The 26,866-nt window shown below is 72.8% G+C and carries 28 protein-coding genes; 16 read left to right on the plus strand and 12 right to left on the minus strand.

Annotated elements, in window-relative coordinates; genetic code table 11:
* Positions 1-233: 233 nt before the first annotated feature.
* From ACFWM7_RS12410 to ACFWM7_RS12420, 3 genes are all read left to right on the plus strand, one after another.
* The gene (locus ACFWM7_RS12410) at positions 234-806 is read left to right on the plus strand and encodes an FABP family protein (RefSeq protein ID WP_137234855.1); all 573 of its coding nucleotides are present in this window, start codon (positions 234-236) and stop codon (positions 804-806) included.
* 89 nt (positions 807-895) lie between these two features.
* Positions 896-1,348 carry a Fur family transcriptional regulator gene (locus ACFWM7_RS12415; RefSeq protein WP_383258910.1) on the plus strand — a complete coding sequence of 151 codons (453 nt, stop codon included), beginning with the start codon at positions 896-898 and terminating at the stop codon, positions 1,346-1,348.
* 9 nt (positions 1,349-1,357) lie between these two features.
* The gene (locus tag ACFWM7_RS12420) at positions 1,358-2,323 is read left to right on the plus strand and encodes a YgfZ/GcvT domain-containing protein (protein ID WP_383258913.1); all 966 of its coding nucleotides are present in this window, start codon (positions 1,358-1,360) and stop codon (positions 2,321-2,323) included.
* Between the two features lie 36 nt (positions 2,324-2,359).
* Here the strand turns inward: ACFWM7_RS12420 and dtd are convergent, their stop codons facing one another.
* Complete coding sequence (gene dtd, locus ACFWM7_RS12425; RefSeq protein WP_383258916.1) at positions 2,360-2,809, minus strand: D-aminoacyl-tRNA deacylase; 450 nt, start codon at positions 2,807-2,809, stop codon at positions 2,360-2,362.
* A 115-nt stretch (positions 2,810-2,924) separates the two neighbouring features.
* On the opposite strand from dtd, the gene ACFWM7_RS12430 reads away from it, so the two are divergent.
* From ACFWM7_RS12430 to ACFWM7_RS12440, 3 genes are read left to right on the plus strand one after another with little or no spacing between them, the layout of a single operon-like run.
* The gene (locus ACFWM7_RS12430) at positions 2,925-3,581 is read left to right on the plus strand and encodes an ABC transporter substrate-binding protein (protein WP_383258919.1); all 657 of its coding nucleotides are present in this window, start codon (positions 2,925-2,927) and stop codon (positions 3,579-3,581) included.
* Between the two features lie 52 nt (positions 3,582-3,633).
* Positions 3,634-4,620: an asparaginase gene (locus ACFWM7_RS12435; RefSeq protein WP_383258921.1), complete on the plus strand. Its 987-nt coding sequence runs from the start codon at positions 3,634-3,636 to the stop codon at positions 4,618-4,620.
* A 24-nt stretch (positions 4,621-4,644) separates the two neighbouring features.
* A complete protein-coding gene (locus ACFWM7_RS12440; protein ID WP_383258923.1) occupies positions 4,645-5,895 on the plus strand; it encodes a GNAT family N-acetyltransferase in 1,251 nt (416 codons plus the stop codon).
* 42 nt (positions 5,896-5,937) lie between these two features.
* Here ACFWM7_RS12440 and ACFWM7_RS12445 read toward each other — a convergent pair whose 3' ends face one another.
* A complete protein-coding gene (locus ACFWM7_RS12445; RefSeq protein WP_383258926.1) occupies positions 5,938-6,774 on the minus strand; it encodes an ABC transporter permease in 837 nt (278 codons plus the stop codon).
* Positions 6,767-7,891 (minus strand): ATP-binding cassette domain-containing protein, encoded by a 1,125-nt coding sequence (locus ACFWM7_RS12450; RefSeq protein WP_383258929.1) that lies wholly within the window; start codon positions 7,889-7,891, stop codon positions 6,767-6,769. The genes ACFWM7_RS12445 and ACFWM7_RS12450 overlap by 8 nt, the downstream gene beginning before the upstream one ends.
* Positions 7,892-8,023: 132 nt before the next feature.
* Here ACFWM7_RS12450 and ACFWM7_RS12455 point away from each other — a divergent pair, with 132 nt between their 5' ends.
* Positions 8,024-8,827: a TetR/AcrR family transcriptional regulator gene (locus ACFWM7_RS12455; RefSeq protein WP_383258932.1), complete on the plus strand. Its 804-nt coding sequence runs from the start codon at positions 8,024-8,026 to the stop codon at positions 8,825-8,827.
* Between the two features lie 19 nt (positions 8,828-8,846).
* Positions 8,847-9,629, plus strand: coding sequence for a TetR/AcrR family transcriptional regulator (locus ACFWM7_RS12460; RefSeq protein WP_383258935.1), 783 nt, complete (start codon positions 8,847-8,849; stop codon positions 9,627-9,629).
* 79 nt (positions 9,630-9,708) lie between these two features.
* On the opposite strand, the gene ACFWM7_RS12465 is transcribed toward ACFWM7_RS12460, so the two are convergent.
* The 5 genes from ACFWM7_RS12465 to ACFWM7_RS12485 all read right to left on the minus strand — a co-directional run bounded on the left by ACFWM7_RS12465 (position 9,709) and on the right by ACFWM7_RS12485 (position 14,581).
* A complete protein-coding gene (locus ACFWM7_RS12465) occupies positions 9,709-10,500 on the minus strand; it encodes a phosphotransferase (RefSeq protein WP_383258939.1) in 792 nt (263 codons plus the stop codon).
* 4 nt (positions 10,501-10,504) lie between these two features.
* Positions 10,505-11,143, minus strand: a complete 639-nt coding sequence (locus ACFWM7_RS12470; RefSeq protein WP_383259008.1) for an HAD-IA family hydrolase — start codon at positions 11,141-11,143, stop codon at positions 10,505-10,507.
* Positions 11,144-11,466: 323 nt separating this feature from the next.
* On the minus strand, positions 11,467-12,969 hold the full coding sequence (locus ACFWM7_RS12475; protein WP_383258941.1) for an MFS transporter: 1,503 nt from the start codon (positions 12,967-12,969) through the stop codon (positions 11,467-11,469).
* Positions 12,970-13,118: 149 nt separating this feature from the next.
* Positions 13,119-13,607, minus strand: a complete 489-nt coding sequence (locus ACFWM7_RS12480; protein WP_383258945.1) for a MarR family winged helix-turn-helix transcriptional regulator — start codon at positions 13,605-13,607, stop codon at positions 13,119-13,121.
* 14 nt (positions 13,608-13,621) lie between these two features.
* Positions 13,622-14,581: a LysR family transcriptional regulator gene (locus ACFWM7_RS12485; protein ID WP_383258948.1), complete on the minus strand. Its 960-nt coding sequence runs from the start codon at positions 14,579-14,581 to the stop codon at positions 13,622-13,624.
* 252 nt (positions 14,582-14,833) lie between these two features.
* On the opposite strand from ACFWM7_RS12485, the gene ACFWM7_RS12490 reads away from it, so the two are divergent.
* Both ACFWM7_RS12490 and ACFWM7_RS12495 read left to right on the plus strand, forming a co-directional pair.
* On the plus strand, positions 14,834-15,730 hold the full coding sequence (locus tag ACFWM7_RS12490) for a reductase (protein ID WP_383258951.1): 897 nt from the start codon (positions 14,834-14,836) through the stop codon (positions 15,728-15,730).
* A gap of 77 nt (positions 15,731-15,807) precedes the next feature.
* The gene (locus ACFWM7_RS12495; protein ID WP_383258953.1) at positions 15,808-16,653 is read left to right on the plus strand and encodes an aldo/keto reductase; all 846 of its coding nucleotides are present in this window, start codon (positions 15,808-15,810) and stop codon (positions 16,651-16,653) included.
* Positions 16,654-16,678: 25 nt separating this feature from the next.
* Here the strand turns inward: ACFWM7_RS12495 and ACFWM7_RS12500 are convergent, their stop codons facing one another.
* A complete protein-coding gene (locus ACFWM7_RS12500) occupies positions 16,679-17,533 on the minus strand; it encodes an alpha/beta hydrolase (protein ID WP_383258956.1) in 855 nt (284 codons plus the stop codon).
* 340 nt (positions 17,534-17,873) lie between these two features.
* Between ACFWM7_RS12500 and ACFWM7_RS12505 the strand changes: the two genes are divergently transcribed.
* The 5 genes from ACFWM7_RS12505 to ACFWM7_RS12525 all read left to right on the plus strand — a co-directional run bounded on the left by ACFWM7_RS12505 (position 17,874) and on the right by ACFWM7_RS12525 (position 21,347).
* Complete coding sequence (locus tag ACFWM7_RS12505; protein WP_383258959.1) at positions 17,874-18,218, plus strand: hypothetical protein; 345 nt, start codon at positions 17,874-17,876, stop codon at positions 18,216-18,218.
* A gap of 89 nt (positions 18,219-18,307) precedes the next feature.
* Entirely contained in the window at positions 18,308-19,486 is a 1,179-nt protein-coding gene (locus tag ACFWM7_RS12510; RefSeq protein ID WP_383258962.1) for an alpha/beta fold hydrolase, read from the plus strand.
* 81 nt (positions 19,487-19,567) lie between these two features.
* Complete coding sequence (locus ACFWM7_RS12515) at positions 19,568-20,092, plus strand: helix-turn-helix domain-containing protein (RefSeq protein WP_383258965.1); 525 nt, start codon at positions 19,568-19,570, stop codon at positions 20,090-20,092.
* A 34-nt stretch (positions 20,093-20,126) separates the two neighbouring features.
* Complete coding sequence (locus ACFWM7_RS12520; protein ID WP_383258967.1) at positions 20,127-20,819, plus strand: hypothetical protein; 693 nt, start codon at positions 20,127-20,129, stop codon at positions 20,817-20,819.
* A 183-nt stretch (positions 20,820-21,002) separates the two neighbouring features.
* Positions 21,003-21,347 carry a DUF2516 family protein gene (locus tag ACFWM7_RS12525; RefSeq protein ID WP_383258970.1) on the plus strand — a complete coding sequence of 115 codons (345 nt, stop codon included), beginning with the start codon at positions 21,003-21,005 and terminating at the stop codon, positions 21,345-21,347.
* Here ACFWM7_RS12525 and ACFWM7_RS12530 read toward each other — a convergent pair.
* The 3 genes from ACFWM7_RS12530 to ACFWM7_RS12540 form a co-directional block, all read right to left on the minus strand.
* A complete protein-coding gene (locus ACFWM7_RS12530; protein WP_383258976.1) occupies positions 21,329-22,699 on the minus strand; it encodes a PP2C family protein-serine/threonine phosphatase in 1,371 nt (456 codons plus the stop codon). The genes ACFWM7_RS12525 and ACFWM7_RS12530 overlap by 19 nt on opposite strands.
* 361 nt (positions 22,700-23,060) lie before the next feature.
* Positions 23,061-24,149: an NlpC/P60 family protein gene (locus ACFWM7_RS12535; RefSeq protein ID WP_383258980.1), complete on the minus strand. Its 1,089-nt coding sequence runs from the start codon at positions 24,147-24,149 to the stop codon at positions 23,061-23,063.
* Positions 24,150-24,478: 329 nt separating this feature from the next.
* Positions 24,479-25,264 carry a class I SAM-dependent methyltransferase gene (locus ACFWM7_RS12540; protein WP_383258984.1) on the minus strand — a complete coding sequence of 262 codons (786 nt, stop codon included), beginning with the start codon at positions 25,262-25,264 and terminating at the stop codon, positions 24,479-24,481.
* A 217-nt stretch (positions 25,265-25,481) separates the two neighbouring features.
* Between ACFWM7_RS12540 and mshA the strand changes: the two genes are divergently transcribed.
* The gene (mshA, locus tag ACFWM7_RS12545) at positions 25,482-26,834 is read left to right on the plus strand and encodes a D-inositol-3-phosphate glycosyltransferase (RefSeq protein WP_383258987.1); all 1,353 of its coding nucleotides are present in this window, start codon (positions 25,482-25,484) and stop codon (positions 26,832-26,834) included.
* Positions 26,835-26,866 lie beyond the last annotated feature (32 nt).

Here is a 26,866-nt window from a genome sequence, read left to right on the forward strand (position 1 = left end):
GGCCCCCACCCATTAGGCTGGGGGCCCGGCCCTGTCACCGCCGCCACCCGCTCGTCACGAGGAGCCCCCTGTGCTTGAGGCATTCTTCTCCGCCCTGCTGATCCTGGTCTGCGTGGGCGTCACCGCCTTCGCCGCGATCACCGTGAAGAAGCTGTACCAGGGCCAGCGCTGACCCTCGTCGGCCGCCGGTTCCCGCCCACCTCTCGCACCCTCACAGATCGTCTGAGCCGCTCATGATCGAGATTCCGTCCGACCTCCACCCGGACCTCGTCCCGCTGGCCTTCCTCCTCGGCAACTGGGCGGGCGCGGGCGTGTCCGACTTCCCCGGCGCCGAGAAGTGCAACTTCGGCCAGGAAGTCACCTTCAGCCACGACGGCCGCGACTTCCTGGAGTACGTCTCCCGCACCTGGGTCCTGGACGAAGAGGGCAAGCAGGTCCGGCCGCTGGAGACCGAGACCGGCTACTGGCGCATCGACAAGGACCGCAAGGTCGAGGTCGTCATGGCCCGCGACCAGGGCGTCATCGAGATCTGGTACGGCGAGCTGGCCGACCAGAAGCCGCAGATCGACCTGGTCACCGACGCGGTGGCCCGCACGGCGGCCTCCGGCCCGTACAGCGGTGGCAAGCGGCTCTACGGGTACGTCAAGAGCGACCTGATGTGGGTCGGCGAGAAGGCCACCCCCGAGGTCGAGCTGCGCCCGTACATGTCGGCGCACCTGAAGAAGGTCGTCACCCCCGAGGAGGTCGCCGAGATGGCGCGGAACCTCGAGGACATGCCGGACGACGGGATCGCCTTCTTCAAGTAGAGCGCCCGGAGGCGGGACCGGTCGCCTTCAGGTGGAGCGCCGGGACGCGGTACCGGCCGGGGTTTGACCACACGCCCTAGACTGGGCGTGTGGTGACCACCGACTGGAAGACCGACCTTCGGCAGCGCGGCTACCGGCTGACGCCCCAGCGGCAGCTCGTCCTGGAGGCGGTCGACGCCCTGGAGCACGGGACTCCGGACGACATCCTGTGCGAGGTGCGCAAGACGGCGTCCGGCGTGAACATCTCCACGGTGTACCGGACCCTGGAGCTCCTGGAGGAGCTCGGGCTCGTCAGCCACGCGCATCTCGGCCACGGTGCCCCGTCGTACCACCTGGCCGACCGGCACCACCACATCCACCTGGTCTGCCGGGACTGCAAGGACGTCATCGAGGCGGACGTCTCCGTCGTCGCCGACTTCACGGAGAAGCTGCGCGCCGACTTCGGCTTCGACACCGACATGAAGCACTTCGCGATCTTCGGCCGCTGCGCGGGCTGCACGGCGGCGAAGACGGCCGCGAAGGACGGTTCCGCCAAGTCGTAGGCTGGGCACATGAAGAGCCCCCTGCTGTCCCTGCCCGGCGCCGTCCCCGCCGAAGGCCGCGACGAAGGTGTCGCCGCGCACTACGGCGACCTGTTCCGCGAGCAACGCGCCCTCGCCGACGGCAACGGCTTCGTCGACCTCTCCCACCGGGGCGTCGTCACCGTCACCGGCGACGACCGGCTGGCCTGGCTGCACCTGCTGCTCACCCAGCACGTCAGCGACCTCGCCCCGCACCGGGCCACCGAGTCCCTGATCCTCTCCGCCAACGGGCACATCGAGCACGCGATGTACCTGGTCGACGACGGCACGACCGTGTGGATGCACGTCGAACCCGACACCCAGGCCGACCTGATCGCCTACCTGGAGTCGATGAAGTTCTTCTACCGGGTCGAGGTCGCCGACCGCACCGAGGACATCGCGCTCGTCCACCTCCCGGCCGGCTCCATCGCGGAGGTCCCGGACGGGGCGACCGTACGGGAGACCCCGCAGGGCCGGGACCTGTTCCTGCCGCGCCCGGAGCTGGAGGCGTACGCCGCCGCCAACGGGCCCGCCGCCGGGATCCTGGCGTACGAGGCGCTGCGCGTGGAGGGGCACCGGCCGCGCGTCGGCTTCGAGACCGACCACCGCACCATCCCGCACGAGCTGGGCTGGATCGGCACCGCCGTCCACCTGCAGAAGGGCTGCTACCGGGGCCAGGAGACGGTGGCCCGCGTCCACAACCTGGGGAAGCCGCCGCGCCGGCTCGTCTTCCTGCACCTGGACGGCAGCGAGGTGCACCTGCCGGGCCACGGCACGCCGGTACGGCTGGCCGCCGACGGCCAGGAGGGCCGCCAGCTCGGCTTCATCACCACCTCGGCCCGCCACCACGAGCTGGGCCCGATCGCCCTGGCCCTGGTCAAGCGGAACGTGGCCGTCGACGCGGAGCTGATCGCCGGGGACACGGCGGCGGCCCAGGAGACGGTCGTCGAGCCGTAGGAACCCTGTTCCGACGGCGTACGGCTACACGTCCGGCTACACCTCGACGATCACCGTGAACGGGCCGTGGTTCGTGAGCGAGACCCGCATGTCCGCTCCGAACCGGCCCGTCTCCACGTGCGCCCCCAGCGCCCGCAGCTGCGCCACCACCTCGTCCACCAGCGGCTCGGCGACGTCGCCCGGCGCCGCGGCGTTCCAGGTGGGCCTGCGCCCCTTGCGGGCGTCCCCGTAGAGAGTGAACTGAGAAATCACCAGGAGGGGCGCATTCACATCGGAACAGGACTTCTCGCCCTCCAGAATGCGCACCGACCAGAGCTTGCGGGCCAGCTGCACCGCCTTCCCGGGGGTGTCGTCATGGGTGACCCCGACCAGCACACACAGGCCCTCACCGACGATCTCCCCGACGATTCCCGGGGCGGAGGGGTCGTCCGTCGCACCGGCGACGGAGACGCTCGCACCATCCACTCTCTGTACCACTGCACGCATACAGACCAACCTATCTTGGGCTGAACGGGTACAGAGCACCTGCGTCGGCACGGTGCGGGGTGGCACGATGCACGATGTCGGTGTGCCGACGCACCGGTCGAGGGGACGGAACAGCATGAGTACATATGGAGCCGGACAATCTCCCGGTGCCGTACCGGGCGCACGTCACCGCACCAGCACCCTGCGGTCACCCGTACAGCGCAGTCTGCCGGGACCAGGTCCCGCGCTGCCGCCCGGGCCGGCCACCGCCGCCGCCACCGTGCCGGAGCAGGCGGGCGGCGACGCGGGATTCGGCGGGCTGCGGCTGCCGGAGCTGCGGACGCTGCGCCGGGACGCCCAGCGCGACGAGGCCGATCTCAGTTACGTACGCCGGCTGGTGCAGGGCCGGATCGACATCCTCCGTGCCGAGCTGGCCCGCCGCCGGGATCCGGAGGCCCCGGTGGAGGACGCCGCCGTGGTCGACCGGCTCTCGGAGATCCTGGCCGACACCCCGTCCCGGCACCGCTCCTCCGCCCGGCACGTCACGCTGACGACGCCGCGCGGCGACGAGTTCCGGCAGCTCGCCGCGGAGAATCTCGCCGAGGTCGAGCTGTCCGACCTGGACGCCCGGACCGACGAGGAGCTGCACACGGCGATGGGGCGGCTCGTCCGCTACGAACAGCAGGTCTCCCGGCGTCGTCACGAGCTCCAGCGCACGGCCGACGATTGCGGCGCGGAGATCGCCCGCAGGTACCGTGACGGGGAAGCACAAGTGGACGACCTGCTCGCCTGAAGCGACCCTTCCGGGCGCGGGTGTCCCGCACCCCCGTCCCCGGAAGGCCACCATGACGTCGACCGACGCCCCGTCCGCCATACCCTCCGCTCCGGCCCCCGCCCCGCCCGTCCTGGCCGAGGTCGTGCGCTCCGGGTTCACGGAGGGCCACCACCGGGGATCCCTGGTCCTGCTGGCCGCCGACGGCAGCGTGGAGCGGGCGATCGGAGACCCGGCGGCGCCGGTCTTCCCCCGGTCCTCCAACAAGCCGATGCAGGCCGCCGCGATCCTGCGGGCCGGGCTCGATCTGACGGGCGAACGGCTGGCGCTGGCCGCCGCGAGCCACTCCGGGGAGCCCTTCCACCTCGACCTCGCGCGGAAGATGCTCGCCGAGCACGGGCTGAGCACCGCCGACCTCCAGACCCCGCCGGACCTGCCGCTGGATCCGGTGGAGGCGGAGACGTACCTCGCGGCCGGGAACGTACGCGAGCGGATCACGATGAACTGCTCCGGCAAGCACGCCGCCATGCTCGCCGTCTGCGTCCGCAACGGCTGGGACACCGCCACCTACCTCGACCCCGCCCACCCGCTCCAGCAGCTCGTCGGCCAGGTCGTCGCGGAGGCGGCGGGCGAGCCCGTCGCGGCGCTCGGCACGGACGGCTGCGGGGCTCCGCTGATGGCGATCGGGCTGACCGGTCTGGCCCGCGCCTTCCGCTCCTTCGTCCTGGCGGAGCCCGGCAGCGCCGAGCGCCGGGTCGCGGACGCGATGCGCGCCCACCCGGAGTACGTCGCGGGCACCCGGCGCCCGGACACCTGGCTGATGCGGGAGGTGCCCGGGACGCTCTCCAAGATGGGGGCCGAGGCGGTCCAGGCGGTGGCCCTGGCCGACGGCCGGGCCCTCGCCTTGAAGATCGACGACGGGTCGGCCCGGGCGCTCGGCCCGGTGCTGGCCCGCGCCCTGGAGCTGCTGGACGTGGACGCGCCGGTGGTCGCCCGGATCGGACGGTCGCCGCTGCTCGGCGGGGCGGCCGAGGTAGGGGAAATTCGCGCGACATTCTGAACCGTGCCTGCTTAGCGTGGAGGGATGAGCCTCGATGTCCGTACCGTCACCGCGTCCGACTACCCCGACTGGCTGAGGGCGGTGCAGAACGGCTTCCTGACCGCCGGCAGGCCGGGCGAGGACGATGTCGCGGACCGGCTCGTCAGCACGGATCTCTCCCGTATCCAGGGCGTGTTCGACGCCGGGCGCTGTGTGGCGACGTTCCGCTCGTTCGCCCAGCAGCTGACCGTCGTGGGCGGGGCCACCGTGGCGGCCGACGCGATCACCGGGGTCACGGTGGCGCCCACGCACCGCCGCCGCGGACTGCTCAGCCGGATGATGGCGACGGACCTGGCGGCGGCCAAGGAGCGCGGTGAGCCGGTCGCCTCGCTGATCGCCGCCGAGTACCCGATCTACGGGCGGTACGGCTTCGGGCCCGCCGCCTGGAACGCCGTGTGGGAGGTCTCCGTGCACCGGGCCGGCCTCGATCCGCGCCGCTCGGGGCAGCCGGCGGGCGGTGGCCGGATCGAGATGGTGGAGGGGGCGGACGTCCGCAAGACCGGCCCCGAGGTGCACGGAGCGCTCGCGGCCCGGCAGCCCGGAGTCGTCACCCGCGACGAGCGCTGGTGGCGGCTGCGCACGGGGGTCACGCCCCGCACGGAGCGCGAGAAGTGGACCGAGCCGTTCTACGTCGTGCACCGCGCCGCGGACGGTGAGATCGACGGCCTGATGACGTACAGCGCGGACGACACGTGGGGCGACGCCAAGCAGCCGCTGAACACCGCTTCCGTACGGGACATGATCGCGCTGAACCCGGCGGCGGAGCGGGCCCTGTGGCACTACCTCTGCTCGGTCGACTGGATCGCCACCGTCCGCTCCGGCTACCGCGCCCCCGACGACCTGCTTCCGCTGCTGCTCCCCGACCCGCGCGCGGCCCGGATGATCACGAACTCGGACTGGCTGTGGCTGCGGATGCTGGACGTGCCGCGCGCCCTGGAGGCCCGGACGTACGGCACCGAGGCGTCGCTCGTCCTGGAGGTCCGGGACGAGGCGGGGCTGGCCGGGGGCCGCTTCCTGCTGGACGCCTCGGAGTCCGGCGCCCGCTGTACGCCGACCACCCGGAGCGCCGATCTGGCCCTGGGGGTCGGGGAGCTGTCCACGCTGTATCTGGGCGACGAGTCCGTGCGGCGGCTGGTGGACCTGGGCCGGGCGGAGGAGCTGCGGGCGGGTGCGGCGACGACGGCGAACGCGGTGTTCCGTACGGGGCGGCGGCCGTGGTGCCCGGACGTGTTCTGACTTCTGACTCCCACTTCTGACTCCCGAGCCCTAGCCCTAGCCCTAGCGCGTCCGGATCCGGAACAGCGTTCCGGAGGCGCTGATCGCCAGGGCGAGCATCCCCGCCGCCCAGGCGAGCGCGATCCAGGGGGTGTTGCCCACGTCCTGGCCGAGCAGCAGCCCGCGCAGGGACTCGATGGCCGGGGTGATCGGCTGGTGGTCGGCGAAGCCGTGCAGCCAGTCCGGCATGTTGTCGGTCGGGACGAACGCGCTGCTCGGGTAGGGCAGGAACGACATGAAGAACGTGAAGCCGCTCGCCGCCTCCGGGGTCCGGGCCAGCAGGCCGATCGCCGCCGAGATCCAGGACAGGGCCACGATGTAGGCGACCAGCACGGCGGCCACCAGGAGCCAGCCGCTCCAGGAGGCGGCGGGGCGGTAGCCGATCAGCAGCGCGACGCCGAAGACCAGGGCGGTGGCGCAGAGATTGCGGACGGTGCTGGCCGCCACATGGCCGGCGAGCACCGGCGTACCGCCCACGTCCAGGGAGCGGAAACGGTCGATGATGCCGCCCTTCATGTCCTCGCTGACGGCGGTGGCGGTGGTGGCGGCGCCGAACCCGGCGGACAGGAGCAGGACGCCCGGGACGACGTACATGACGTACGAGTCGTAGTCCGTGCCGGTGTCGATCGCGCCGCCGAAGAAGTAGACGAAGATCAGCATCAGCATGATCGGCAGGGCCAGGGACGTGATCAGCGCGTCGATGTTGCGGCTGCTGATGCGCAGGGCGCGGGTGGCCATGACGGCGGTGTGGGTGAGCGGGCCGGCCCCGCGCCCGGGGCCCTGCACGGCTCCGTCGGTGCGCCGGACCGGGCTTCTTGGCTGAACGGCGGTGTCAGACATGGGGGGATGCCTCCGGAGTCGTGGGCGCGTTCCTGGGCGTGGGCGTGGGCGTGGGCGTGGGCGTGGGCGTGGGCGGGTTCTGGCCTGTGGGCGTGTTCGAGGTCAGGGCGAGGAAGACGTCGTCGAGGGTCGCGCTGTGCAGGCCGAAGCTCTCGATCTCGCGGCCGACCGGGTCGATCTCGTCGAGCAGGGCGCGCACCTGGGCCGCCGAGCCGTCGGTGGGCAGGCCGAGCGTGAGGGTCTCGGGGGAGTGGTGGACGGCCCGGGCAGCCAGGCGGAGGTAGGCCTCGCGGCTGGTGAGGACCAGGTCGAGGCGGTGTCCGCCGACGCGGGACTTGAGGTCGGCGGCGGTGCCTTCGGCGGCGATCCGGCCCCGGTTCAGCAGCGCGATCCGGTCGGCGAGGCGGTCGGCCTCCTCCAGGTACTGGGTGGTGAGCAGGACGGTCGCCCCGCGCGCGGCCAGCTCCCGGACGACCTCCCAGAGCTCCTGGCGGCTGCGCGGGTCGAGGCCGGTGGTCGGCTCGTCCAGGAAGAACACCCCGGGCTCCGGTGAACCGACGAGCCCGGCGGCCAGGTCGAGGCGGCGGCGCATGCCTCCGGAGTACGCAACGACGGGGCGGCGGGCCGCCGCGGTGAGGTCGAAGCGCTCCAGCAGCTCCGCGGCCCGGCGGCGGGCGTCGGCCCGGGAGAGCCCGGTGAGCCGGGCCATCATCCGCAGGTTCTCCTCACCGGTCTGGGTCTCGTCCACGGCGGCGAACTGGCCGGTGAGGCTGATGGAGCGGCGCACCGCGCTCCGGTCGGCGACGACGTCGTACCCCGCGACGCGGGCGGTGCCGGAGTCGGCCTCGGTCAGGGTCGCGAGGATCCGTACGGCGGTGGTCTTGCCGGCCCCGTTCGGCCCGAGCAGGGCGAAGACCGTGCCGCGCCCGACCTGGAGGTCGATGCCGTCGAGGACCCGGACGGCTGGCTTCCCGTAGGACTTGGTGAGGCCGTACGCCTCGATGGTGGGGGCGGCGATTTCGGCCGGGCGGGCTGGGCGGGCTGAGCGGGCCGGGCTTGCCGAGCTGGTCGGGCGGGCCGGGCTGGCTGGGCTGGTCCGGCTGTTCGGGTCGGTCATGTCGGAACCCCCTTCTGCGTATGCCATACGCGTTATTGCGTAAGCATTACGCATCCCTAGGATGGGGTCAAGGCGAACGAGGGCGCGGGGCGCGGCGGCGGCGTGGACGAGACGCCGGGCGAAGGGGATGCGGTGACGGAGAAGAGCAGCGGGGACGGCGGAGACCTGCCGGCCAGCCTGGAGGCGGCCTGGGGGCTGCGGGAGCGCCCGGCGAAGGGCCCGAAGCCCGGTCTGAGCCTGGAGCGGATCGTGGCCGCGGCGGTGCGCGTCGCGGCGGCCGAAGGGCTCGGGGCCGTGTCGATGGGCCGGGTCGCAAAGGAGCTCGGCGCGTCCACGATGTCCCTGTACCGGTACGTCTCCGCCAAGGACGAGCTGTACGTCCTGATGCAGGAGACCGCCTTCGGCCCCCCGGAACCGCTGTCCGCCCTGGAGTCAGGCGCGGGTTGGCGGGAGGCGCTCGCCGCGTGGGCGTCCGCGCAGCGGGACCGGCTCCACGCCCACCTCTGGCTGCTCCGGATCCCCGTCGGGGGCCCGCCCGCGACCCCGAACTCGCTGGCCTGGTGGGAGCAGGGGCTCCAGGCGCTGGAGGGCAGTGGGCTCGATGAGGGCGACAAGATCTCGGTGGTCCTGCTGGTCTCCAACTTCGTCCGCAGCGAGGCGGTCCTGATGGCCGACCTGGCCGGCGCCGTGGCCGCGCGCGGAGTGTCGCCCGAGGACGTGATGGCGTCCTACGAGCGCACCCTCAGGCGGCTGGTCGACCCCGCCCGGCACCCCGGGATCTCCCGGCTGCTGGAGTCCGGGGTGCTGACCGAGCCGGACGACCCGGACTACGAGTTCACCTTCGGCATGGAACGCCTGTTGGACGGGGTGGAGGCGCTGGTCCGCAGGGCGGCCGAGGGCTCCCGCGCCCCGGGCGGCGACGTCAAGTCCGCTTGAGATCAAGGGCGTACGCTTCATGGTCATGAGCGGAGAGAACGCCGGGAACGAGTCCGTGGGCGGCCCGGGAAACGAGCCCGGAAGCGGGCCCGGCCACCGGCCCGGAAGCGGGTTCGTCCGTGAATCCGGCCATGGTTCCGGCGGGCAGGCCGCCGGTCACGCGCGGCAGCTGTCCGCCGGTTCGGCGCCGCTCGGTCTGCGGGAGCGCAAGAAGCAGCTGACCTACCAGGCGGTCTCCGACGCCGCCATCGCGATGTTCCTGGAGCGCGGCTTCGACAAGGTGTCCGTGGCGGAGGTGGCGGCAGCGGCGGACATCTCCAAGCCGACGCTGTTCCGGTACTTCCCCGCCAAGGAGGACCTGGTGCTGCACCGGTTCGCCGACCACGAGGACGAGCCCGCCCGGGTGGTCGCCGGACGGCCCTCGGGCGACAGCCCGCTGGACGCCCTGCGCCGCCACTTCCTCGACGGCCTCGACCGCCGCGACCCGGTGACCGGCCTGTGCGACGTACCCGAGGTGCTGGCGTTCCTCCGCCTGTTGTACGGGACGCCGTCGCTGGTGGCCCGGATGTACGCCTACCAGGGCCGCTCCGAGACGGCTCTCGCCCGCGCGCTGGGCGGCGGGGCCCTCGACCGGCTCGCGGCCGGGCAGATCGTCGCCGTCCTGCGCATCCTGGCCCTGGACAACTGGCGGCGGATCGACGCGGGGGAGAGCGCGGACCGGGTCTACGCGGGCGCGGTCCAGGCGGCCGAGGACGCGTTCGTCCAGCTGCGGACGGGTTTGGAGCCGGGGCCGCGCGGCTGAGGGGCGCGGGCCGGTCGGGCGCGTGGACCGGTCAGGGGCAGGGGCCGGACGTTCGAGACGCCCGGCCGGTTCGAGGTGGTCAGTCGGCGAGCAGGGCGGCGGTCAGTTCGTGGCGCTGGTCCGCCAGCCGGCTCTGGTGCCGGTCCCACGCCGCACGGCCGCTCTTCTCGTACGCCGCTGCGTACGCCGCGTCCCCCCGCGCCACCCGTGACTCGACGAACGCCCGGCACACGGCGGTGGCCTGCTCGATCACCCGGGGCAGCGCGGCCCGGTCCGCGCGCCCCAGTCCGTAGCCGCCGGCCAGGACCCGTAACCGGTGCGGCAGGTCGAGACCGGCGCGCCCCCGCATCGGCGCCCAGTAACGCGCCGCCATGGCCACGTCCCACACCGGGCGGCCCGGCGAAGCCAGGTCGAAGTCGATGAGGGCGGCGGCGCGACCGTCCCGGAACACCACGTTCTCCAGGCACACATCGTTGTGGCAGACCACCGCGCCGGGAGCCGCAGCCCCCTCCGGGTCGGCCAGGTCGGCGGGCCAGTCGGCCGCACGGTCGAACGGTACGGCCGCCGCCGCCTCGTGCATCCGCCGGAGCAGCGCCCCCACGGAGCGCAGGGCCTCGTCCGTCCAGGCCCAGGCCGGGTGCGGGGCGACGGCGACCTCGCCGGGCACGTACGAGAGCCGCTCGCGGAGACCGGAGGCGGAGACCCCCAGGGGCGCGGGCACGCCGTCGAACCCCTGCTCGCGCAGCGCCCGGAGGTGGGCGTGCAGGGCGGCGACGTGCGGTGGGGCGGGACGTTCGACGGCGTCGCCGTGGCGGAGTACGGCTTCGGCGTTGGCCATCCCCCCGGACAGCACTTCCGGCTCCCGGCCCATGGGATCAACGCTCCCGGTTCACGGGACACCGCTCCCGGCCGGGCTGCGGGGCCCACTCCGCGCAGGACCCCAACGCGGCGCGCAGGTCCGCCGGTTCGCGGTAGAGGACGCCGGCCATGCCGAGGGCGGCGGCCGCGTCGACGTTCTCCTGCCGGTCGTCCACGAACAGGCACCGCGCCGCCGGTACGCCCGCCCGCTCGGCCGCGATGCGGTAGATGGCCGGGTCGGGCTTGGCCACCTGCTCCACCGCGCTGCTCACGACCGCGTCGGCCAGGTCGGACAGGCCCAACTTTGCGAGGTCGTCGTCGAGTTGGAGGGTGGCGTTGGTGACGAGCACCAGGGGGACGTGGGTCCTGGCCCGTCGCAGCAGCGCCACCACCTCCTCGTCGGCCCGGAAGGGCGCGTCCGCGACGGCCTGGCCCAGCTCGCGGGCCCGGTCCGCGCCCACCCGCTCCGTGAGCCCCGCGGCGATGGCCTCCACCCAGGCGGCCGGGGCGATCCGGCCCAGCAGCAGCGGGAGATCGACCTCGGGCGCGTAGGCGACCTCGGTCGTCGCGCCCTCCGGCAGCCCGGCGGCCCGCTCCAGGGCGGCGAGCGGGGCGGTGTCGTAGAAGCGGACGACGTTGTCGAGGTCGCAGAGCACGGCGTCGAAGGCGCGGTCGACGGGGGCCGCCGGTGCGGAGGCGGGTGCGGCGGGTGCGGCGGTGGGGGCAGTGGGTGAGGTGCCGGGGGGAGCGTTGGGGGACGCGATCGGGGTGAGGTCGTCGCGCGGCGCGTAACGCGTGCTCATTGCCTGGTCTCCTCCGTGGCCTTCGGCTGGTGGTGGTGCGTGGTGGTGCGTGGCGATGCGTGGTCGACCATAAGCGGCCGCCGGACCGTTCATGGCCGAGCGCTGCCGCCCTTCCGAGCGGCCAGCGGGACAGCGCGCGTCACCGTGTGTTCCGCACTCAGCGGCGGGTCAGCCGGTCAGCGCCCGCCAGGTCGCCGGCTTGCCTCGCCGTCGCGGTGCGCGGGCGTCCCGTCGGTGCGTCCCGGCCGGAGCATCAGGGCCGCGACGGCGAAGGCAGCGGCGAGGAGCCCCGCACCGACCGTGAACGCCAGCCGGTAGCCGCCGGTCAGCGCCTCGGCCGAGGAGAGTCCGGCGGCCCCGAGCGCCTCGGTCCGGCCTGCGGCCAGTGTGGACAGGACGGCCACGCCGAGGGCCATGCCGATCTGCTGGGTCGTGTTGAAGAGGCCCGAGGCGAGCCCGGCGTCGTCGTCGCCCGCGCCCGACATGCCGAGCGAGGTCAGCGCGGGGAGGGCGAGCCCGAACCCGGCCGCGAGCAGCATCACGGGCAGCAGATCGGTGACGTAGTCAGCCCGCACCGGCAGCCTGGCGAGCACCCCGAGGGCGGCGATCAGCAGCCCGATCCCGGTCAGCAGGACGGTCCGCTCGCCGAACCGGGAGGCGAGCCGGGCCGAGAGCCCCAGCGAGACGGCTCCGATGACCACGGCCGCCGGCAACATGGCGAGGCCGGTGGCGGCGGCCCCGTAACCGAGGACCTTCTGCAGGTAGAGCGCCATGACGACCTGGAACGCGAAGAGCGCGGCCACCATCAGCATCTGGACGAGGTTGGCGCCGGACACCTTGCGCGAGCGGAGGATCCGCAGGGGCATCAGCGGGGTGCGCGCGGTGGCCTGCCGTACGGCGAAGGCGGCGAGCAGGGCGAGGGCGAGGCTGCCGAGGCCCAGCGTGTGCGCCGAGAGCCACCCGTACGACTCCACCTCGACCACGGTGTAGATGCCGAGCATCAGTCCGGCGGTGACGAGGAGGGCCCCGAGCGCGTCGGCCCCGGCGGCGAGGCCGAGGCCCCGGTCGGCGGGCAGGACGCGCCGGGCGACGAGGAGGACCGCGAGGCCGATCGGCAGGTTGATGTAGAAGATCCAGTGCCAGTTCAGGGCGTCGGTGAGGACACCGCCGAGGACCTGACCGATGGAGGCTCCGGCCGCGCCGGTGAAGGAGAACACGGCGATGGCGCGGGCGCGTTCGGCCGGTTCGGTGAACAGGGTGACCAGGATGCCGAGGGCCACCGCCGCGCTCATCGCGCTCCCGAGGCCCTGTGCGAAGCGGGCGGCGATCAGTACGGCGGGCGAGGAGGCGGCCCCCGCGACCAGCGAGGCGGCGGTGAACAGCACGGTCCCGGCCAGGAACATCGGCCGCCGGCCGATCAGGTCGCCGAGCCGGCCGGCCAGCAGGAGCAGGCTGCCGAAGGCGATCAGATAGGCGTTCACCACCCAGCTGAGCCCGGCGGGCGTGAACCCCAGATCGTCCTGGATGGCCGGCATCGCGACGGTCACGATCGAACCGTCGAGCACGATCATCAGCATCCCCGTGGCGATCACGCCGAGGGCGAGCGCCCGGGTCCGGGGTGTGGGAGGCGGCGGCTGCGGAGGGCGGTGTGCGGAGCTGGGCAGGGCGTCGGCAGACATGGGTCCACTCCTGTCGATGGAGGCGACGACAGGATGACCGTAGCAGATGGTTTTGTTGCGGATTATCTCTTACGGTCCACTCGGCTTCCTCTCCCGCTCCCTCTCCCTCCCCTTCTCCTCTCCTCCCTCTTCTCCTCTCCTCTTCTCTTCTACTTAGCGGTCTGGCGCGCCCGGCGCACCGCGCGGGGGCTCTCCGTAGGCGTGGCCAGATGTCCGGCGGCCAGCGCCTTCAGCGCCTTGAGCAGCGCGGTGCGGTCGCCCGCGTCCAGGGATGCCAGTGCCTCGTCGTGGACCCGGTCGACGATGGCCTGACTCTGCTGCGCGAGGGCGGCGCCCTTCTCGGTGACCGCGATGATCCGGGCGCGCCGGTCCCGGCTGGAGGGCCGGCGCTCGGCGAGCCCGGCATCCTCCAGCGCGTCGACCGTCACGACCATCGTGGTCTTGTCCATGTCGCCGATCTCGGCGAGCTGGATCTGGGTGCGCTCCTCCTCCAGGGCATGGACGAGGACGCAGTGCATCCGGGCGGTCAGGCCGATCTCGCCGAGCGCCGCCGACATCCGGGTCCGCAGGACGTGGCTGGTGTGGTCGAGGAGGAAGGAGAGGTCGGGTGCGGTGCGGGTGGGCGTCATGGCGGTCATGGCGTCCAGCGTACTCATTCGATCCTTGATGGATCATCCGGAAAGGGATGGTTGGTCGGCTCCTGCGCCCGGCCGAGGATCCGGGACGCCAGCTCTTCGGCCAGGCGGGCGCCGGGGCCGCGACGGCGGCGGGCGAGGGCCAGGCCCAGGTGGCGGCGCGGGCTCGGCTCGGCCAGCGGGAAATCGATCAGCTCCGGATCGCGGATCAGGCCGATCTCAGGGATCAGCGCGATGCCGATGCCGGCGCGGACGAGCGACTGCGCAAAGCCGTAGTCCGTCGCCGTGCACGAGATCCGCAGTTCGACGCCGGCCAGTTCGGCGTGGCCGGCGAGTTGGGCAGCCGACTTCCGGCAGCCCAGGATCCAGCGCTGGTCGGCGAGTTCGGCCAGATGCGGCGGATCCGGGCGGTCCAGGCAGCGCGCGGCGGTGGGGTGGCCGCGCGGCAGGACGACCCGCAGCGGGTCCACGCCGAGGGGCATCCAGTCCAGGCCGGACCGGTCGCCGGGCCTGGCGGGCGGCGGGCCGTCGAAGTGGTAAGCGAGGGCGAGATCGGCCCGCCCCTCGCGGACGCCGGGCAGGCTCTCCTCCGGTTCCGCCTCCAGGATCGTCAGCTCCACCTCCGGATGGTCGGCGACGAATCCGGAGAGCGCGGCGGGCAGCAGCCGACGGCCGCCGCTGGCGAACGTGGCGACGGTGAGGGCGATCCGCTCGGCGGCCAGCCGGTCGATGCGCCGCTGGGTGTCGGAGAGTTCGGCGGCGATCGAGTCGGCCGCCTCCACCAGCAGGCGGCCCGCGTCCGTCAACGTGACGCCCCGGGTGGAACGTTCGACGGCGGGAGCGCCGAGGCCGCGCTCCAGGGCGGCGATCTGCTGCGAGACGGCCGAGGGGGTGCAGTGCAGTGCGAGGGCCGCCCGGTTGAAGCTGCCATGACGGGCGACCTCGCGCAGGACGGCCAGCCGCTGAACGTCGATCAACAGTTCTCCTAATGACGTGGTGCCTCGATCGACACTACCGCCGTCGACCGGGGCTGAGCAGACTGCATACCGAAGACGCAGGAAGACGTGAAGCCGTACGGGCGTGAAGCCGTACGGGCGTGAAGCCGTACGGGCGTGAAGCCGTACGGGCGTGAAGCCGTACGGGCGTGAAGCCGTACGGACGCGGAGCCGTACGGACGCGGAGCCGTACGGCCGTAAAGCCGTCCGGACGGGGAGAGAGGGGTTCGCGGCATGGACGTGTGCGTGATCGGAGGCAGCCGCCACTTCGGGCGCCGGCTGATCGGGGAACTGCGGGACTCCGGCGCGGCGGTGACCATCGTCAACCGGGGGTCGGCGCCCGCGCCGCCCGGTGTGACCCAGCTGCTCGCCGACCGCGACGACGAGGCCGCGCTGACTGCGGCGCTCGGCGACCGGCGCTTCGACGTCGTGATGGATCAGGTCTGCTACTCGCCGCGCCAGGCTGCCGTCGCCGCCCGGGTCTTCGCCGGCCGCACCCGGCGCTATGTGCTGACCTCGACGGTCGAGGTCTACGCCGAGCTCGGCCGGCCGGGCGGACCGCCCCTCCCGGAGGGGGCGGTCGATCCCTCGGCCGGGTCGTTCGACCTGGAACTCCCTTGGGCGGACGAACGGTTCCTGGAGGACCACTACGGCGAGGGCAAACGCCAGGCGGAGGCGCTCCTCGCCCAGGAGGCGCCGTTCGACGTCGCCACGGTCCGCACCGCGCACGTCCTCGGCGGCGCCGACTTCACCGGCCGGCTCGCGCACTACGTCGAGCGGATCGAGCAGGGCCGGCCGGTGCTCATCCACCCCGCGCCGCAGCCCGCGTCCTTCGTCCACGAGCCGGAGATCGCCCGCTTCCTGGCGTGGGCGGCGGCAGCGGACTTCACCGGACCGGTCAGCGCCGCTTCCCACGGGGCCATGGACGTACGGGAGTTGTGCGCGGCCATTGGCGGCGCGACCGGTACGGAACCGGTGCTGACGATCGGCGAGCCGGGCGAACTCCCCTCACCGTTCTCCTTCGACCGCTGCTATGCGATGGACACCGGCCGGGCCCCCCGCCTGGGCTTCGGCTTCTCGGCGGTCGCCGACTGGCTGCCGTACGTGATCAAGGAGACGAGAGAACAGTGAAGACCTCATCAACGTCGTCTCCTCCTTCTGCTTCTCCTTCTACGTCCGCCGCGCCCCGCACGATCGGCGGCACGGCTGTGGGATCCATCGGCCTCGGCGCGATGCCGCTCTCCGTCGAGGGGCGCCCGAGCGAGGAGCAGGCGGTCGCCACGATCCACGCCGCGCTCGACGCCGGTGTACGGCTGATCGACACCGCCGACTGCTACCAGTGGTACGCCGACGAACTCGGCCACAACGAAGGGCTGATCGCCCGGGCGCTGGCCGCGTACGGCAGCGGCGCCGACGCGGTGCTGGTGGCGACCAAGGGCGGCCGGGGCCGCCCCGGCGACGGGTCGTGGACGGTGGACGGCGACCCGCGCCATCTGCGCCGCGCGGCCGAGGCCTCGACGGCCCGGCTCGGCGTGGAGGCCATCGGGCTCTACCACCTGCACAAGCCGGACCCGGCCGTTCCCTTCGCCGAGTCGGTCGGCGCCCTGCGGGACCTGGCGGACGCCGGTACGATCCGGGCGGCCGGCCTCTCCAACGTGGACGGGGAGCAGATCCGTACGGCGTACGAGATCCTCGGCCCCCGCCTGGTCTCGGTGCAGAACCGCTTCTCCCCGGCGCACCCGTCCACCCGGGACACCCTCGACCTGTGCACCGAACTCGGCCTGGCCTTCCTGCCGTGGAGCCCGCTCGGCGGCATCTCGCGGAGCGCGGTCGACGACCCGGACGCGGCTGGACCGGCACCGGACACACCGTTCCACGCCCTGGCCCGCACGCGGGGCGTCAGCCCGCAGCAGATCTGCCTGGCCTGGCAGTTGGCCCAGTCACCGGTCGTGGTCCCGATCCCGGGCGCCCGCCGGCCGGCCTCCGCCCGTGACTCCGCCGGGGCGGCGGGGCTCACGCTGTCGGTGGCGGAGGTAGCGGGGCTCCACCTCTGATCGGTGGATCGGGGACGCCGGGGCGTCAGCTCATTGTGAGGCCGGCGAGCAGCTCGGCGGCGGGCTTCGGGCGGACGAGCCAGCGCAGATGGCTTCCTTCGAGCGTCCGGACGTCGAAGGGGTTGTCGGGTGTGAGCGCGTCGGCTTCGCGGATCATGCGGTCCTGCAGGGCGGGCGGGAGGCTGGTGTCGGCGGCCAGGCGCACGTAGGTCCTGGGTATCCGGCCCCAGGTCGCGACCTGCGCCCGGTCGGCTGACGTACCGACGTCGAGGTTCTCGTCGGGCTGGAAGGTGTTGAGGAAGGTCCGGAACTCGTCGTCGGTGAGGTCGGCGGCGAAGGCCTGCTTGAACGCGTCGATCGCCGCCGGGTCGGCCGTACGGAAGTTGACCCGCAGCAGCCCGAGTTCGGCCGGGTTCCCGACGAGCGCGAGGGCCAGGGCTCCCGCGTCGACGTCCGCCATCTCCGGCTGGGTGTAGTAGTCGTTCACGTCCAGATCGACGGGGCACCAGGAGGAGACGTAGACGATCCGGTCGATCAGGTCGGGCCGGGCGTTGGCGACGGCGGTGGCCGTAACGCCGCCCCGGCTGTGCGAGACGAGGATGGTGGGCCCGTTCCGCTTGGCCCGTTCGAGGACCTCGATCACGCGGGCCACGTTGTCCGCGAGGGTGACCCCCTTGATGGACCCCGGTTCCGCGGCGAGGCCTTCGAGGTCCTGAGGAGCCTGGTAGGCCGCGGGGAAGGTGGCCTCGAACCCGTGCCCCGGAAGGTCGACCGCGGCCGAACGGTGCCCGAGCAGGCCGAGTTCGGCTTGGAGCGGCGCGAAGGAGAACGAGTTCGCGAAGGCTCCGTGGACGAGGACGAAGGTCGGTTGATTCGGCATGCTTCAGCCTCCAACAGAACGATCTTCGGAGCAAGGTCCAGGGCTCGATTCCCGACGGGCCGACGCCTGCCCCGGACGGACGGTGAGCGGATCGTCGGCGCGGCGGCCGAAGCCAGGAGGCCCGGGAAGGCCCCCTGCCGCGATGCTCATCGATGACGTACATACGCTTGAGCCCGGAACTCCGCGCAGCCGGGTTCTCCCCCTCCGGCCAGACGCTCGCGGTCGCCACGAGCAGCGACCTCACACTCTGGACCCGGCCCGACCCCCACGTCGACGCTGAGCGGACAGCGGACAGCGGACAGCGGACAGCGGACAGCGGACACGGCGGGAGGGAGGACGGATGGACCGGGCGCAACTCGCCGGGATGCTCGGCGGCCGGACCACGGCCTGCGATGCCGCCGGAGCCGCGCTTCTCGGCGGAGGGGATTTCGTCGTCTGGGACGGCAGTGTTCCCGCCCGGCAACTCGCGGACATCTACGCGGCTCGCCTCCGACGGGCGAGGAGGCGAGGCACCGAGACTCTCGCCCTGCCGTCCACCGTCGACATCCTCACCCGGCTCGGAGCCGCTCGGGTCAGGACCGGGCGCATCCGCGCGCCGGACCGGGCGTGGACCTTCATGATCTTCCTCGCCGACGACGCGAGCGGGGTCCTCGCCTGTACGGGAGTCCGCCGAGCCGAGCGGTGACGGTCCTCCGGACGTCAGCATCTCGTCGAAGCCGTGGTCGGCCGGTGACCGCTTGACCTGGACCGAGGTTCAGGGGCGAGGCTTGAAACATGAGTGAGGCAGATGAGCTGTTCGGTATCGCGGAGGTCTCGGCATGGATCGGTCTGGAGCCCGACACGTTGCGGTACTTCGAACGTCAAGGGGTCGTACCGTCTCCACGGCGCGACCGTGCGGGGCGTCGCCAGTATGCGACGGCGGACGTCGAGCTGATCCGCATGCTGGTGCATCTCCGTGGGACGGGGATGCCCCTGGCCGATATCGCGCAGTTCACCGGCGCGGACGACAAGGTGGCCGATCCGGCCAGGCTCCGGGTGGAGTTGCTGACGGCTCATCGCCGTCGCGTCCGTGACCGGCGCGAGGAGCTGGACCGTGCGCTCGATGTGATCACTCGGAAGATCGCGGACTTCAGTGGCCGGGTCACGAGTTCGGTGAACCTGCTCGACCGGCCGGACTGCACGATCGCCTTCGATGTCCAGGGCGAGGGGCCACTGCTGTTCCTCGTCGGCGCGCCGGCGGGGCGGGCCGGGTTCGCGGCGCTGGCGCACGAGCTCGCCGCCCGGTTCACCGTCGTCACCTACGACCCGCGTGGTATCGGTGCCAGCCGTGCGGTCGAAGGGATGGCCGCGCCCACGCCCGAGGTCCTTGCCGAGGACCTTGCCGCACTTGTGGACAGGTTCACCGGAGGACCAGCCCTCTTCGTCGGTACGAGTGGTGGTGCCGTGACGCTGCTGGAGCTGGGCAAGCAGCATCCTGACCTGGTCGGCCGGGCCGTCCTGCATGAGCCGCCCCTGGTGTCCCTCCTGGACGACGCGGACCTGGCGGCCCGAGCCGCAGCGGCGTTCGAAGTCGCGGAGGCCGATCCTCAGAGGGCGGTGCAGGAGTTCTTCGACCTCAGCGGCGCTGCCCATCACACAGGCCCGGAGCAGACGCCCCCCGCCCACCTGGCGCTCCCCGGGCTACCGGTCGAGGAACTCGACAAGAACCGCTACTTCCTGGGGCGGATGGCCGACCCCACGGTCTTCTACGTCCCCGACGTCGAGGCCGTCCGCCGCGTTCCGGTGACGCTGTGCGCCGGCTCGCTGAGCCATCACCAGATGGCGCGCCGGGCGACCCGGGCACTAGCCGGGCTTCTGGAGCTGCCTCTGATCGACATGCCCGGCAACCACCTCGGCGCAAGCGCCGAGCCGGCGGAGTTCGCCCGCGCCCTCGGACTCCTGCTCGAACCCTGACCCCTGAGCGAGCTGGTGGCGCGCGACACTTTTGCAAGCATGTGCTTGCAAAAGTTAGCAAGGGTGTTGCACTATCGGGTCATGGCATCACTCAACGTCGGCAATCTCGGTGAGTACCTGCGGGAGCAGCGCCGTGCAGCGCAGCTCTCGCTACGGCAGCTCGCCGATGCCACCGGGGTGTCGAACCCGTATCTCAGCCAGATCGAGCGCGGTCTGCGCAAGCCCAGCGCGGACGTGCTCCAGCAGGTCGCCAAGGCGCTGCGGATCTCGGCCGAGACCCTGTACGTACGTGCGGGGATCCTCGACGAGCGGGAGCGGGAGGAGCTGGAGACGCGGGCGGTCATTCTGGCCGATCCGTCGATCAACGAGCGGCAGAAGAACGTTCTGCTGCAGATCTACGACTCCTTCCGCCGCGAGAACGGATTCGCCCCCGGGCCCGACGCTGAAGCGGACGCGGAAGCGGCAGCGGCAGCGGACGACGGTGTGAACGCGGAAGCCGGCGCCGAAACCGACGCCGGCCGCGATGCCGGGCCCCGTACCGGCGACGACGCCGGTGCGGGCACCACGAAAGACGTCACCGAAGACCAAGACCCTCACAACAGCTAACAGCTGGTTCTGATGATCCGGGAGGACCACAGTCATGGCCATCACCGATGACCTGCGCAAGACCCTCACCGACCCCACCCCCCTCTACTTCGCCGCCGGTACGGCCGACCTGGCCGTGCAGCAGGCGCGCAAGGTCCCGGCGCTGATCGAGCAGCTGCGGGCCGAGGCGCCCGAGCGGATCGACGCCGTGCGCAACACCGACCCCAAGGCCGTGCAGGAGAAGGTGACCACGCAGGCCAAGGAGGCCCAGGCCACCGTGCAGGCGAAGGTCACCGAGGTGTTCGGTTCGTTCGACGCCGCCGACCTGAAGAAGCTGGGCGAGAACGCTCAGGACCTGGCGCTCCGCAGCGTGGGCGTGGCCGCCGAGTACGCGATCAAGGCCCGTGAGGCGTACGAGAAGGTCGCCGAGCACGGCGAGCAGACCGTACGGACCTGGCGCGGGGAGACCGCGGAGGAGATCGTCGAGATCGCCGCCGTCGTCGAGGCCGAGCCGAAGAGCCGGCCGAAGGCGAGCTCCAAGGCCGCACCCGCCGCCAAGCCCGCGACGAAGACCTCGCCCGTGGCCGCCGGCTCCGCCGAGCCCGCTGCCACGAAGGTCTCGCCCGCCGCCCCGGTGAAGCCCGCCGCGCCGGTGAAGTCCGCCGAGGCCAAGGCCGCGCCCGCCAAGAAGGCGCCCGCGCCGCGCAAGCCCGCGGCCAGGAAGACCTCGCCGACCGACGGCAAGTGACCCCCAGGGGCCGGGCCCCGCAGGCCCGACCCCCGCAGGTCCGACCCCCACGGGTCGTTCCGGGGCGCGGTACGCGTGACCGGGGCGCGGGGCGGGCACCTTTACGGGTGGCCGGCTCGTTGTCCCGGTACCTTGGCCTTCACGGCCGCAGGGCGCTCATCCACTCACTAGGCGGTACACACCATGTTGCTCTCAGCATTCGGCTCACTCCTCCAGCTGCTCTATCTGGCGATGCTGGTGCTGGCCGTGGTCGCGTTCGTCTTCGCGGCGACCGCCCGTGAGGACGCCTACCGTGCCGCCGACAAGAAGAAGAAGTCCTTCTGGCTGATCATCCTCGGCATCGCCGTCGCCGTGAACCTGCTTCCCACCTCGCTCTTCTTCCTCCAGATCGCCGGCGTGATCGCGTCGATCGTGTTCATGGTCGACGTGCGTCCCGCGCTCAAGGAGGTCTCGGGCGGCAGCGGTGGCGGCCGCAAGGGCGGCTCCAGCAGTGACGGGCCGTACGGTCCCTACAACGGCGGGCGCTGAGCCCTCGCCGCCCGCGCGGGCGGCGACGGCGGCCGGTCGACGGACGCGGGGTGGGAGCGCGGTGCGCTGCCGCCCCATCGTCGTATCCGCTCCGGATCGCGGCCCAGCAGCAGCACCGCCACATCATCGGTCAGCTCGCCGCCGTTCAGCTCCCGCACCTCGGCGACCGCCGTCTCCAGCAGTTCGTCGCCGGTCAGGCCCTCCGTCAGCCGGCCGTTGATCATCGCGACCATGCCGTCCTGGCCGAGCCGCTCGCTGCCGCCGGTCCCCACGCGCCCCTCGATGAGCCCGTCCGTGTACATCATCAGGCTCCACGCGCCGCCCAGCTCGACCTGACGGCGCGGCCAGCGGGCCCGCGGCAGCAGCCCCAGGGCCGGTCCGCCGTCCTCGTACGGGAGCAGCCCCGCCGGCCGTCCGTGGCGGGCGAGCAGCGGCGCGGGATGTCCGGCCAGGCAGAGGCCGGCCCGCCGCCCGTCGGGCGCGATGTCCACCGTGCACAGCGTCGCGAAGATCTCCTCGCTCTGCCGTTCGTGCTCCAGCACCTGCTGGAGCGTGGAGAGCAGCTCGTCCCCGCACAGCCCGGCCAGGGTCAGCGCCCGCCAGGCGATCCGCAGCTCGACGCCGAGCGCCGCCTCGTCCGGGCCGTGGCCGCAGACGTCCCCGATCATCGCGTGGACCGTGCCGTCCGGGGTGCGGACGACGTCGTAGAAGTCGCCGCCGAGGAGGGCGCGGCTGCGGCCGGGGCGGTAGCGGGCGGCGAAGCTCAGTCCGGAGCCCTCCAGCAGCGGGGTGGGCAGCAGGCCGCGTTCCAGGCGGGCGTTCTCCTGGGCGCGCAGCCGGGACTCGGTCAGCTGGTGCTGCGCGATGTCGGCGCGCTTGCGCTCCACGGCGTACCGGATGGCGCGGCTCAGGACGCGCGCGTCCAGCTCGCCCCGGAAGAGGTAGTCCTGCGCCCCGACCCGTACCGCCTCGGCCGCCAGCTCGGTGTCGTCCTCGGCGGTCAGCGCGAGGACCGCGTGCAGCGGGGCGATGCGCAGTACGTGGGTGAGGGCCGCCAGCTCGTCGGCCCGCTCGGAGAGGGGCTCGGCCCGCCCGGAGTCGGGTTCACCGGAGCCCGTGACCGGCAGCGCCAGGTCCAGCAGGATGCAGTCCACGTCGTCGGTGAGCAGCCGCGCCGCCTCGGTGAGGTTGCGGGCGGTACGGATACGGACCCGGGTTCCGGCGGCGGCCGAGAGCTCGGGGACGGTGATGGTGGTGCCCGCCGGGTCGTCCTCGATCACCAGCAGGGTGAGGTCGCCGTGGGAGGTCTCCGCAGCGGGAACGGAGCGCTGCTGCGGTACGGGTACGGGCATCGGTTCAGGTTTCCTTCCCTCCCCCCGAGGGCGCGGCGGGTCGACGATCGACGATCCGCCAGTCGGGGACGATAGCGGTCCGCGGCAGGGGAACGGAATGGCCCACGGGGACCGGCCCCTGTCATATGCGCCGTCATAAGCCGCGTCCCGACACGGATCCGGCGTCATGGACCGCCGTCCGGGGCCGGAAGCGCCCATGACAAACATCACGCGCCCACCGGCGGCGGCGTGGCCCCGCTCACAGGGCCGGTCCGGGGCACGCAGAGCCCGCTCACAGGGCCCTCTCAGGCCGCGCCGCGCCCCGCCGCACTCGTCCGGGCCCGCCTCGCCGTGCCGCTCCTCGTCCCGCCGCACGGCTCCGCTACTTGTCCGGGCGGACCACCCCGAGGATCTTCATCGAGCCCGCGCCCGCCAGCGTGACGTTGCGGCCGGGGCGCGGGGAGTGGACGATCGCGCCGTCGCCGACGTACATCCCGACATGGCTGGCGTCGGCGTGGTAGATGATCAGGTCGCCGGGGCGCATGTCCTGGATGTCGATGCGCGGCAGCAGCCGCCACTGCTCCTGCGAGGTGCGCGGGATCGGCCGCTTCGCCGCCAGCCAGGCCTGGGACGTCAGACCGGAGCAGTCGTACGAACCCGGGCCCTCGGCCCCCCAGACGTACGGCTTGCCTATCTGCGCTGTCGCGAAGGCCACCGCCGCCGCTCCGGCCTCGCTCGCCTCGCCGCTCACGTCCTTGACCGCGCCGGAGGAGAGCCAGGCGGTCTGCGCCTCGTCCGCCGCGTCCCGCTCCAACTGGCGGAGCCGGTCGCGCTCCTTCTTCTCCAGCTGCGATTCGAGCTTCTCCGCCGCCTTGATCTGGGCGTTGATCTTCTTCTTGGCCTTGGCCTGCTTGACCCGGTTCGTCTCCAGCTTCTCCCAGTTGGCGCTGGCGTCCTGGGTGTACGTCTCCAGGTCCTGCTGCGTCTGGTTCAGTTCGGTCAGGAGCGACTTGGAGGCCTGCTGGCTCTGGTGGACCTTGTTGATCCCGTCCAGGAAGAGCTTCGGGTCGTCGCTCAGGGCCAACTGCGCGCCGGGCGGCAGGCCGCCGTTGCGGTACTGCTCGCGGGCCTGGGCGCCGGCCCGGTCCTTCAGCCTGGCGATGCGCGCCTGGCCGTCGACGATCGCCTTGGCGAGCTTCACGATCTCGCCGGACTGCTTCTTCGTCTGCTCCTCGGCGAGGTTGTACGCGTCCGTCGCCGCGCCCGCCTTCCGGTACAGCGTCTCGATCTGCTCGCGGACCTTCTCCAGGTCCGCGTTGGAGTAGCGGGGAGGCGAGCCGGCGGGGGAGGAGGCGGAAGGGGAGGGCGAGGGGTCCGGAACGGGGGCGGCCGTGGCCTGGCCCGTGGACGTCAGCAGGGCCAGCGCACAGACCAGCGTGATCGCGGCAGTGGCGCAGTGGCGTCGGTTCACGAGCTCCCCCTCCGGGCGCGTATCTGACTTACCGTCAGTAACTTTCGGCAACGTCGCGATCGTGCCATGTCGTCCCCCAAAGCAACAGAGGCCGACGGCACCTGACGCGTCACATACCGCCCGCGCGGGGCCACTTCGTCAGGAACCCCTCGCTCCCGACGCGTGGCTCGCGCGATGTCCCGCGTGATCCCCCTCACTGGGACGAATGATGACCCCGCGACGTTCCCGGGCGGCCTCCGAAGTTCCCGGACATCCCCGGAGCGGGCGATCTCTGCCCTTTCGGGCCAGAGTTCAGGGGCTCAAGGGTTCAGGGGCTCAAGGGCCAGGGCTCAGGGGCTGTTGGGCCGCAGGGCGTTCCACGCCACCGTGATCTCGCCCTGCCGCCACCGCCGTACCCCGTCCGTCACCGGCCAGTCGGCCGCCACCGCCCGCACCGCCGCGATCCAGCGCTGCCGCGCGCCGAGCGAGGCGTACGGGGAGGCCGCCGCCCACGCCCGGTCGAAGTCCCGCAGGAACGCGTGGACCGGCTCGCCCGGCACGTTGCGGTGGATCAGCGCCTTCGGCAGGCGTTCCGCGAGGTCCGAGGGGCGCTCCAGCGAGCCGAGCCGGGTCGCGAAGGTGACCGTGCGCGGCCCTTCCGGCCCCAGGGCCACCCACACGTGCCGGCGCCCGATCTCGTCGCAGGTCCCCTCCACCAGCAGCCCGTCCGGGGCGAGGCGGGAACGCAGCCGCGCCCAGACCTCGGCGACCTGGTCCTCGTCGTACTGGCGCAGCACGTTCGCCGCCCGGATGAGCGTGGGCCGCACCGCGAGCGGCACCTCGAAGCCGCCGTGCACGAAGGTGAGGCCCTCGCGCTCGTACGGCTTCGCCGCCGTGACCCGCTCCGGGTCGATCTCGATGCCCGCCACCGCGGTGCGCGGCTCGGCGGTGCGCAGCCGGTCCAGCAGCTCGACGGCGGTCCAGGGGGCCGCCCCGTACCCGAGGTCGACGGCCACCGGCGTTCCGGCGCGGCGCAGGGCGGGGCCGTGGGCGTCGGCGATCCAGCGGTCCATGCGGCGCAGCCGGTTCGGGTTGGTGGTCCCGCGGGTGGCGGTGCCGATGGGGCGCTGGCGCATGGGTCGAGCGTAGGCGAACCGGTGCGGGGTACCCGGCCCCACCTGGTCCGGCCCGCTCCCGGTCCCACCCCGGGCGGGCGGGAGCGCCGGGCGACGCACCGCCCGGCACGTAATGATTTGGCAAAGCGGAAATGAAAGACGGGATTCCACTGTTCTCGCCCTTCGGAGGAGCCCCGCCCTCTGCCGCAGCATGCCCCTATCGAGGAGGACCGACGAGGTGAGCCAGTACGTCTCCCGGCTCGGCTCCACCCGGACGGCCGCGCGCCTCAGGTTCCCCGGAGGCTTCTCCGGGGCTTCGCGCAAGCCGCGCCGCATCGCGATGCTGTCCGTGCACACCTCCCCCCTCCACCAGCCGGGCACCGGCGACGCGGGCGGGATGAACGTCTACATCGTCGAGCTGGCCAAGCGCCTCGCCGCGATCAACATCGAGGTCGAGATCTTCACCCGGGCGACCACCGGCTCCCTGGCCCCCGCGGTCGAGCTGGCCCCCGGCGTCCTGGTCCGGCACGTCGACGCCGGACCGTACGAAGGTCTCGCCAAGGAGGACCTGCCCGCCCAGCTCTGCGCCTTCACGCACGGCGTGATGCAGGCGTGGGCCGGTCAGCGCCCCGGCTACTACGACCTCGTGCACTCCCACTACTGGCTTTCCGGGCAGGTCGGCTGGCTCGCCGCCCAGCGCTGGGGCGTCCCGCTCGTGCACGCCATGCACACCATGGCCAAGGTCAAGAACGCCGCGCTCGCCGAGGGCGACAGCCCCGAGCCGGCCGCCCGGGTCATCGGCGAGACCCAGATCGTGAACGCCTCCGACCGGCTGATCGCCAACACCGCCGAGGAGGCCGACGAACTCGTCCGCTTCTACGACGCGGACCCCGCCGCGGTCGCCGTCGTGCACCCCGGCGTCAACCTGAACCGCTTCCGCCCGGCCGACGGCCGTGCCGCCGCGCGCGCCCGGCTCGGGCTGTCGCAGGACGCGCTGATCCCGCTCTTCGCGGGCCGCATCCAGCCGCTGAAGGCCCCGGACGTGCTGCTGCGCGCGGTGGCCGTGCTGCTGGACCGGGATCCGTCGCTGCGCTCGCGCATCGTGGTGCCGGTGGTCGGCGGGCCGAGCGGCAGCGGACTCGCGAAGCCCGAGGGGCTCCAGAAGCTGGCCGCGCGCCTCGGCATCGCCGACGTCGTACGGTTCTGCCCGCCGGTGGGCCAGGACCTGCTGGCGGACTGGTTCCGGGCCGCGTCGGTGCTGGTCATGCCGTCGTACAGCGAGTCCTTCGGCCTGGTCGCCATAGAGGCCCAGGCGACCGGCACCCCGGTGGTCGCGGCGGCCGTGGGCGGGCTGCCGGTGGCGGTACGCGACGAGGTCAGCGGCTTTCTGATACCCGGGCACGAGCCGGAGGCGTACGCCCGCGCGCTCGGGCGGTTCACGGAGGCGCCGGAGCTGGTCGAGCAGATGGGGGCGGCCGCCGCGGCGCACGCCCAGTCCTTCGGCTGGGACACGGCCGCATCGGCGACCGCGGACGTGTACACGGCCGCGCTCTGCGACCACCGCCGCCGGGCCCGGGCGCACCACGGCTGAGGCTGCCGGTCGCGTGCGGCGTACGGCGCTGT

Source organism: Streptomyces sp. NPDC058375 (genome assembly GCF_042723425.1).
In the GTDB taxonomy this organism is placed as follows: domain Bacteria; phylum Actinomycetota; class Actinomycetes; order Streptomycetales; family Streptomycetaceae; genus Streptomyces; species Streptomyces durocortorensis.

Bases quoted from the DNA above. Each gene is read 5' to 3' on its own strand.
- ACFWM7_RS12525 (WP_383258970.1), top strand. From the start codon at position 21,003: ATGTTGCTCTCAGCATTCGGCTCACTCCTCCAGCTGCTCTATCTGGCG.
- ACFWM7_RS12500 (WP_383258956.1), bottom strand. From the start codon at position 17,533: ATGCCGAATCAACCGACCTTCGTCCTCGTCCACGGAGCCTTCGCGAAC.
- ACFWM7_RS12515 (WP_383258965.1), top strand. From the start codon at position 19,568: ATGGCATCACTCAACGTCGGCAATCTCGGTGAGTACCTGCGGGAGCAG.
- ACFWM7_RS12450 (WP_383258929.1), bottom strand. From the start codon at position 7,891: ATGACCGACCCGAACAGCCGGACCAGCCCAGCCAGCCCGGCCCGCCCG.
- ACFWM7_RS12465 (WP_383258939.1), bottom strand. From the start codon at position 10,500: ATGGGCCGGGAGCCGGAAGTGCTGTCCGGGGGGATGGCCAACGCCGAA.
- ACFWM7_RS12475 (WP_383258941.1), bottom strand. From the start codon at position 12,969: ATGTCTGCCGACGCCCTGCCCAGCTCCGCACACCGCCCTCCGCAGCCG.
- ACFWM7_RS12530 (WP_383258976.1), bottom strand. From the start codon at position 22,699: ATGCCCGTACCCGTACCGCAGCAGCGCTCCGTTCCCGCTGCGGAGACC.
- ACFWM7_RS12520 (WP_383258967.1), top strand. From the start codon at position 20,127: ATGGCCATCACCGATGACCTGCGCAAGACCCTCACCGACCCCACCCCC.
- ACFWM7_RS12540 (WP_383258984.1), bottom strand. From the start codon at position 25,264: ATGCGCCAGCGCCCCATCGGCACCGCCACCCGCGGGACCACCAACCCG.
- ACFWM7_RS12410 (WP_137234855.1), top strand. From the start codon at position 234: ATGATCGAGATTCCGTCCGACCTCCACCCGGACCTCGTCCCGCTGGCC.
- ACFWM7_RS12505 (WP_383258959.1), top strand. From the start codon at position 17,874: ATGGACCGGGCGCAACTCGCCGGGATGCTCGGCGGCCGGACCACGGCC.
- ACFWM7_RS12420 (WP_383258913.1), top strand. From the start codon at position 1,358: ATGAAGAGCCCCCTGCTGTCCCTGCCCGGCGCCGTCCCCGCCGAAGGC.
- ACFWM7_RS12490 (WP_383258951.1), top strand. From the start codon at position 14,834: ATGGACGTGTGCGTGATCGGAGGCAGCCGCCACTTCGGGCGCCGGCTG.
- ACFWM7_RS12510 (WP_383258962.1), top strand. From the start codon at position 18,308: ATGAGTGAGGCAGATGAGCTGTTCGGTATCGCGGAGGTCTCGGCATGG.
- ACFWM7_RS12430 (WP_383258919.1), top strand. From the start codon at position 2,925: ATGAGTACATATGGAGCCGGACAATCTCCCGGTGCCGTACCGGGCGCA.
- ACFWM7_RS12440 (WP_383258923.1), top strand. From the start codon at position 4,645: ATGAGCCTCGATGTCCGTACCGTCACCGCGTCCGACTACCCCGACTGG.
- ACFWM7_RS12460 (WP_383258935.1), top strand. From the start codon at position 8,847: ATGGTCATGAGCGGAGAGAACGCCGGGAACGAGTCCGTGGGCGGCCCG.
- ACFWM7_RS12480 (WP_383258945.1), bottom strand. From the start codon at position 13,607: ATGACCGCCATGACGCCCACCCGCACCGCACCCGACCTCTCCTTCCTC.
- ACFWM7_RS12435 (WP_383258921.1), top strand. From the start codon at position 3,634: ATGACGTCGACCGACGCCCCGTCCGCCATACCCTCCGCTCCGGCCCCC.
- dtd (WP_383258916.1), bottom strand. From the start codon at position 2,809: ATGCGTGCAGTGGTACAGAGAGTGGATGGTGCGAGCGTCTCCGTCGCC.
- ACFWM7_RS12445 (WP_383258926.1), bottom strand. From the start codon at position 6,774: ATGTCTGACACCGCCGTTCAGCCAAGAAGCCCGGTCCGGCGCACCGAC.